This window comes from Haloarcula terrestris, from assembly GCF_031624315.1.
GTDB classification, from domain to species: Archaea; Halobacteriota; Halobacteria; order Halobacteriales; family Haloarculaceae; genus Haloarcula; species Haloarcula terrestris.
Genome location: NZ_JAMQOM010000030.1, coordinates 1 through 6720, shown reverse-complemented (window position 1 = coordinate 6720; position 6720 = coordinate 1). Strand labels below are relative to the sequence as shown.

The following is a 6720-nucleotide window of genomic DNA, read 5'->3' as shown; positions in this document are numbered from 1 at the left end:
GCGACGCCGTGCGTGCGCGAAGTTGGTACGGTGAATTTCGTGAACTTGTCCTGATGTGTGCAGTTCACAACATCAAGCAATCTCTGAAACAGTGAAATCAAGCTACGTCTGGCGATTCACCACGGCCGAAGATTCAGGTACCGCGCATCAAGCGATTGACTACCACGTCGACGAAATACCGCCTTCCTCCGGTTCTCGTCGCAATTATCGCCTCACAGTTGTTCCTCGGGTTCGATTTCACTGACTGGCATACACTGTCTGATAGTACGCTGGACCGAACGCTCGTCTCCGCCGCGTTCCTCGTTTGTATCGGTGTCTTGGCCTATCTCCTGATTCGACTCCAACGAGCGGCTAAGTGACTCCTACGTCTGTTTCTGAAATGGGGTCGTGAGAGCGTTAATGTATTGTCCAAACGAAGTAATCGCCATGGCCAAAGAAACTCCGAGCAGGACGCTTCTGGTACCTGTAGCGAATCCAGAAACGGTCGAGCGATTACTGGACACGGCTATCGATATCGCCCACGGCGAGTCAATGCGAATCGTCCTATTACACGTTGTCGAGGTCCCGCCCCAGGTCCCTCTCTCCTCGGGTGACAGTCTTATCGACGACGATGGTGAAGAGGTACGGCTCCTCAATGAGGCAGTCGAACAAGCCAAAGACGCTGATGTCACTGTCGAATCACGGATGCGCTATGCGCGGGACATTGCGACCGGAATCGTGGGAGCAGTCGATGTGCACGACGCTGACGCCCTGTTCGTCGGATGGCGCGGACGTCCTCGGCGGCGCGACATCATATTGGGGAGTTTCCTCGACCGAATTCTCGGTGAAGCACCATGTGACGTCTTCGTCAAACGCATCCGCACTCCTTCGAGAGAAATTGACTCCATCTTAGTTCCAGTCGCAGGTGGGCCACACTGTAAGCTGGCTGTCGAACTTGCCGGTACAATCGCAGCACAGCATGACGCGCCTGTCCACCTTCTTCACGTTACTCACCCCGATGCAGATGACTTGACACAGGAGGATACCTCAGCACTTCTCCAGAACTACGGTTCTTCCCTCAGCGACATGGATGTCAGAGCCGAGTCAACAACACTCCGAAGAGACCACGTTGCGGGTGCAATCACAGACGAAACTGCAGACCATGATCTCACTATCCTCGGCGCGACACGCGACCCATTTCTCAAGCGAAAGCTCGTCGGGTCGGTCGCCGAAGGCGTTGGGCGGGCAGCTGCCAGTTCGGTCATTTTGACCCGTAAAGCCCTGAAAGACCAAGATGCCTGATGATACACGGGAGCGTATAGAGCGATGCAACATCAAGTGACTCACTCGCCAGCGCTATTAACCACCAAAACAGGAACTTGATCTGCCCGTAGAAGTGCCTCCGTTGTGCTTCCAAGCAGAATCGTCTTGAAAGCGGATCGACCTTTGGCACCCATGACTGCGAGATCGATTCCCTGATCCACAATGTACGAGAGAAGCTCTTCATGTGGGACCCCCTCTCGAACCGAGGTGATAACGGAAACATCAGGCTCCCCCTCCGTCTCAACGGCCGTCAGTGCCTTTTCTCCATCTTCTCGAAGGTTCTGCCGGACAGTGTCGGGATCGACGATTGCGTTATCGTACCCTGTTCTGGTTTCGATGACATAGACTGCGTGGAGTTTGGCTCCATACTGCCGAGCCAAATCGAGAGCCTGGTGTGTCGCGCGCTGCGCATTATCACTTCCATCCGTGGCGATGAGAATCCGATCGTACATCACATCCAGCTACGTGTAGCGGAGCAAAGAACCAGGGGCTGGCAAACCATATTCGGGACTGCTTCCCTCGTACAATTGTTTTCGCACCCGAAGCTTCACTGATACGTGCCGTGTAGCCGTTCACACCCCTCGTAAACTAACTCAGTCTCAGAAATGGTCCTTCACAGTCGCTTCTCTACTCTCGCCACCCGACAGCAGGTCGGATTGGTTCTGGGACCAGCACTGTTCACTGGCTTTCTCCTGTTTCTCCCGTTACCATCTCGCCGTCCGCAAATGCAGCGCTCGCAAGCACTCTCTGGATCGCAGCCTGGTGGATAACCGAAGCGATCCCGATCCCAGTGACCAGCCTCCTTCCAATCGTTCTCTTCCCGCTAACCGGTGTGGTTGATGCTTGAGAAGACGGTTTCAAACATGGATCGTTGGTGGTACCGATCACTGTCCATGCGGGCGTTGTGAGCGTGATCGAGTGAGCTGAACAGACGGTGTTTGATCAGCGGGCGGATGCCGTTGTGACGGAGTTCGTCGCCGAAGGCTTTCGCGTCGTATCCTTTGTCAGCAGCGAGGGTTTGCAGGTCGCCTGCGTTCCGGCGGGCGACCTGCGGGCCGATCTTGGCGTCGTGTTTCTTCGAGGTAGTCGAGTAAATAGTGGTGATGGGACCACAGAAGTTCTACTGACTGAATTGTTGCTCCTCCGGTGTCTCCGCATGAGGACTGCGAGTCAATACCCCGACTGGGAGAAGGGTGATCTAGAGTCGATCACGAAGTTCCCAACCCAAGATAGCGAAGGCGAGCAAGAGAACAGCTGTGACGAGGAGACCAAGTGGACCGTTTCGAGTGTGATCAACGATGAGCCGCCATGCCGGTCGAGCGATTCCGACGGTCCGGGCAGTAGTGATCACAACGAGAACGACCGGAATCAGATATCGAACCACCGGATAGAACTGTCCAAGTTCCTCGTGAACAGTCTCAATATCGGTTGCCCAGACGAAGACGAACACGATAAGAAGCGCCGAGATTGGCAGAGCAAATGTTCCGACAGACTCGTCAACCAGATCCAGAATGGGGCGACCTGCAACAGCGAGATTAATCGGACTATAGCTCAAGGCAGACGGGATACCGGCCACGAACACCCCGCCGGTCAGGAATAGTGTCGCCCGGGGGCGGGAAAGTCGCGTCGTGCTTTCGGCGGCAGCAACGCCAACCTCGAGCAGAGCCACGGCCGAGGACAAGGCGGCAAAAAAGAGGAGACCGAAGAACCCGACGGCGACGATCCTGCCGAACGGCATCGTCGCGAACGCCGTAGGGAGCGTCGTGAATGCGAGTTCCGTCCCGAGCGTCGGCTGAAGACCGAAACTGAATACGATCGGGAAAATAACGAGACCAGCGACCAGCGCCGCGGCGATATCGGCAATCGTAATCACGAATGATGATTTGAACAGGTCTGCTCCTTCCTCGACGTAGCTCCCGTACGTAAGCATGATTCCCTGCCCGACAGACAGAGAGAAGAAGACTTGCCCGAAGGCGGCACTCCAGATACCGAGGTCTGTGAGCACTGAGAAGTCGGGTGTGAATAGAAACACAGCGGCTCGGTCCCACTCCGCGAGCGTCACCGCGTACAGCGCAAGTGCAATGAGAAGCGCGAACACGGTCGGCATCACGACTTTCGCCATCCGTTCGATACCACCCCGGACGCCCATCGAGACGACTCCTCCGGTTACCACCGTCGCGACGACGAAGTATCCGATCGGAAGCCAGCTAGCGGTGAACGATTCGAATGTCGTCTGCGAGCCAGCAAGCCAGGAGAGAAAGAATCCAAGTACCCATCCTGTGAGCACGAGATAATAGCTCAAGATGAGGAGGACACCGCCGAGGATGAGCCATCCAAGTGGTGTATATTCTACCTTGACCGATCGGAATGCTGAGACGACATCTGTCCGGAGACGGCGTCCGATAGAGAGTTCGAGAATGAGCATCGGAACCGCACAGAGGAAGGCCGCGATTAGATAGGGGATCAGATAGGCGCCGCCACCGTTCTGGCCGACGACTGCGGAGAATCGCCAGATGTTACCTAAGCCAACGGCTGCGCCGACGGTCGCGAGAAGAAAGCCAGCTTGAGATGACCATCGTGCTGCCTGCATAGTCTCAACTGTGCTTGTCTGGCTGTTAACATATAACCCAACCCAGATTGGACCGGTGATACATAGGAGGCGGTTGTAATCACTCAGAAACTACGATCTCAAGTATTGGCCTAAATTACGGCGTCCCGGTTGATCGATGGGGCTCCCGATCTAGCTATGGGACCGTGATTCAGCTCTTGGTGTAGAATCTCTCCGAATTCGACGGGGGGTGGTTCCGATCAACCCGAACCGGAAGACCATACTCGGAATTGACTGTTACGCAGAGATCAGTGCAGCGCCGGATCCCCGGTCTCTGGATTTAGCCATCGTTGTCGTCCCAGCCAACCTCGTGGTTGATGTCGTCCGTCAGGCGGGAGAGGTGGACATCCCGAACGTCGTCGTCATCACGGCTGGGTTCAGTGAACGTGGGATCGAAGGCGAACAACGAGAGCGTGAATTGACAGCGGTTGCCGAACAGTATGATCTCAATTTGATCGGCCCAAACTGTGTCGGCGTCATCAATACGTCGAACGGGCTGAATGCGACATTTCTCCGTGGGACTCCCCGAGAGGGGTCTATTTCGCTCATGAGCCAATCCGGGGCCTTCATTTCGGCGGTACTCGGCTGGGCGACCCAACACGGCATCGGGTTCAATAACGTCGTCTCCTTGGGCAACGAAGCTGTTCTCGATGAGGTCGATCTCATCGACGAGTGGGGCAGGGATCCGGATACCGATGTCATCCTCGCATATCTCGAGAATATCGACGATGGCCGGGCGTTCATTGAAACGGCCCGGGAGGTGACAGCCCACACTCCGATTGTCGTGATCAAGGTCGAACGAAAGCCGGAGCTGAGGCTGCAGCATCGCATACCGGCTCGATTGCGGGCAGTGATCAGGCCTACCAAGCAGGCGTCCTGCGTACGATGAATATCCAGGAAGTGTTCGACGTCGGCCGGGTAGTGAGCGGCCAACCACTCCTCGAACGCGACGACATCGCCGTTGTCACAAACGGGGGCGGGCCGGGCGTACTGACGACGGACGCCATCGTTGATTCGTGGCTGACGATCGCCGAGTTCGAAGACGACCTACGCACTGAACTCGAGACGCTGCTCCCGGACGGGGCCGACGTGACGAATCCGCTCGATATCATTGGTGATGCGGATCTTGATCGATTCCTGCGAACTCTTGATGTCGTTCTGGGCGCCGATACCGTCGGCGGAGTAGTCGTTCTCTCTGTCCCCACAGCTCTGTTTGAGTTCGAAGAGTTGGCCGAACTCATCGGTGACCTGCGATTCGTTTTTTGAGGCTACCCGGCCGGTGGCCCTCAACTGCGACGGAGCCGTTGTGGTCACAGTCGACGGCACTATCCACGAGCAGATGATTCGACTCAATGACCTCCCCGAGGAGGAGCGCTCTTCCGCCGACGGGAGCAGGAAGATCACATCTACCGACTGGATGGGAGCCCGCCACATGAGCGCCCTGAAACCCTCCCTCCGAGAAGAGGTGGTGGCGACAATCACCCTCAGTGGAGAAACAGGCCGTGTAACCACTTCCACGACGGTGAGTACACGTCCTCTCAACCTGAGGAGTTAAGCGCCGAGCGGTGGCGGAGGAAGTGAGCACCTCGACGTTGTGCGGTTGATGTATTTTGGGCTAAAGAGGACCTACTCCACAGTCAACCCTCATAGTCGAGGAGTCTATTTGGGTTTCCGTCACGTGCAGTTCCCTATGGAGCACGTCGAATACGTATACACCAGCGGAATGACCGAGTCCGACATCGATGACTATCTCCAAGCAGGCGAACACGGTGTCCTCGGATTGGCAGCGAACAACGAAGCGTACGCGATTCCACTGAGCTATCACTACGATGGTGACCGGTTTTTGCTTCGAGTGAGTAAGCACGACGACGATAGTGAGAAGGGGAGATTCCTGGAGACGACCGAGACTGCCACGTTCGTGTGTTACGAGGCATCAACAGATGAGTCGTGGAGTATCCAAATTCGCGGGCCGATCGATAGATGGGAGGGAGATGTCGATGAGACGACACTCAACGAGTGGTTTCAGCCGTTTCGGCTGTTCGACGAAGCAGTCGAGAGCGTCGGGTTCTCTCTCTATGACCTAGGGATGGAGACCGTAATCGGTCGGAAAACAGCCTAGTAGGTAGCTCACCAGCCGTCGGTGAGAGACGTTTTGCTATTCTATGACCAGGATCACCGAATCAGTCAAGACCAGACACGTAGTATGTGTAGTATGGGATATACCCTGTACAAGCGAGTCGACAAGGACTTTGATGGAGTTGTCGAGTCGACGATTAGTGCGCTTGAGGACGAGGGGTTCGGCGTTCTCTGTGACATCGATGTCCAAGCAACGTTGCGGGAGAAACTCGACGAGGACTTCCGACGTTACCGCATCCTCGGTGCGTGCAATCCGAAGTTAGCCCACCAAGGACTCACGGAGGAACTCGAACTCGGGACTTTGCTACCGTGCAACGTCGTCGTGTACGAGGCAGACAACGGCGACACCGTCGTCAGTGCCGTTGATCCGGGACAACTGGTCGGGGTAGCAAATAATCCCGCTTTGGATTCGATTGCCCAAGAAGTTGAGGAACGTTTCAAGCGGGTTCTGGATTCGCTGTAGTTCCCTGAGGGAGTCATGAACCCGTCTCAAATGGGTTGACACTACGATGAGTGCTCTGGCCCGGCATATGTTTATTACCCGGCCTGGCTCTGGTGAATCGCTGGACAGCGTCGGCTTCGACCGTCAGAACTAGGAAGTTGAAGCGGGAAACCGCCGATGCTCTATGTCGAAGATCTCCCGCTTCACGAGCAAAGTCGTTCAGTTAGCTAAA

General features: G+C 55.9%; 7 protein-coding genes and 3 pseudogenes. 7 read left to right on the top strand and 3 right to left on the bottom strand.

Translation table 11 applies throughout. The features are described from left to right. Both NDI54_RS21365 and NDI54_RS21360 read left to right on the top strand, forming a co-directional pair. A pseudogene (locus NDI54_RS21365) lies at positions 1 to 95 on the top strand (IS5/IS1182 family transposase); the annotation flags it as partial. Between the two features lie 331 nt (positions 96 to 426). Further along, a complete protein-coding gene (locus NDI54_RS21360) occupies positions 427 to 1281 on the top strand; it encodes a universal stress protein (protein ID WP_310898328.1) in 855 nt (284 codons plus the stop codon). Between the two features lie 41 nt (positions 1282 to 1322). Here NDI54_RS21360 and NDI54_RS21355 read toward each other — a convergent pair whose 3' ends face one another. The 3 genes and pseudogenes from NDI54_RS21355 to NDI54_RS21345 form a co-directional block, all read right to left on the bottom strand. Further along, positions 1323 to 1754: a universal stress protein gene (locus NDI54_RS21355; protein ID WP_310898327.1), complete on the bottom strand. Its 432-nt coding sequence runs from the start codon at positions 1752 to 1754 to the stop codon at positions 1323 to 1325. A gap of 377 nt (positions 1755 to 2131) precedes the next feature. Beyond that, positions 2132 to 2407, bottom strand: a pseudogene (locus NDI54_RS21350) (transposase); the annotation flags it as partial. 93 nt (positions 2408 to 2500) lie between these two features. Continuing rightward, positions 2501 to 3892 (bottom strand): sodium-dependent transporter, encoded by a 1392-nt coding sequence (locus tag NDI54_RS21345; protein ID WP_310898326.1) that lies wholly within the window; start codon positions 3890 to 3892, stop codon positions 2501 to 2503. A gap of 208 nt (positions 3893 to 4100) precedes the next feature. Here NDI54_RS21345 and NDI54_RS21340 point away from each other — a divergent pair. From NDI54_RS21340 to NDI54_RS21320, 5 genes and pseudogenes are all read left to right on the top strand, one after another. Next, positions 4101 to 4771, top strand: a pseudogene (locus tag NDI54_RS21340) (CoA-binding protein); the annotation flags it as partial. Positions 4772 to 4831: 60 nt separating this feature from the next. Next, entirely contained in the window at positions 4832 to 5176 is a 345-nt protein-coding gene (locus tag NDI54_RS21335; RefSeq protein ID WP_310898324.1) for a hypothetical protein, read from the top strand. Between the two features lie 40 nt (positions 5177 to 5216). Further along, positions 5217 to 5465 (top strand): hypothetical protein, encoded by a 249-nt coding sequence (locus NDI54_RS21330; protein ID WP_310898323.1) that lies wholly within the window; start codon positions 5217 to 5219, stop codon positions 5463 to 5465. Positions 5466 to 5600: 135 nt separating this feature from the next. Continuing rightward, positions 5601 to 6029, top strand: a complete 429-nt coding sequence (locus tag NDI54_RS21325; RefSeq protein ID WP_310898322.1) for a pyridoxamine 5'-phosphate oxidase family protein — start codon at positions 5601 to 5603, stop codon at positions 6027 to 6029. 93 nt (positions 6030 to 6122) lie between these two features. After that, positions 6123 to 6509: a DUF302 domain-containing protein gene (locus NDI54_RS21320; protein ID WP_310898321.1), complete on the top strand. Its 387-nt coding sequence runs from the start codon at positions 6123 to 6125 to the stop codon at positions 6507 to 6509. Positions 6510 to 6720 lie beyond the last annotated feature (211 nt).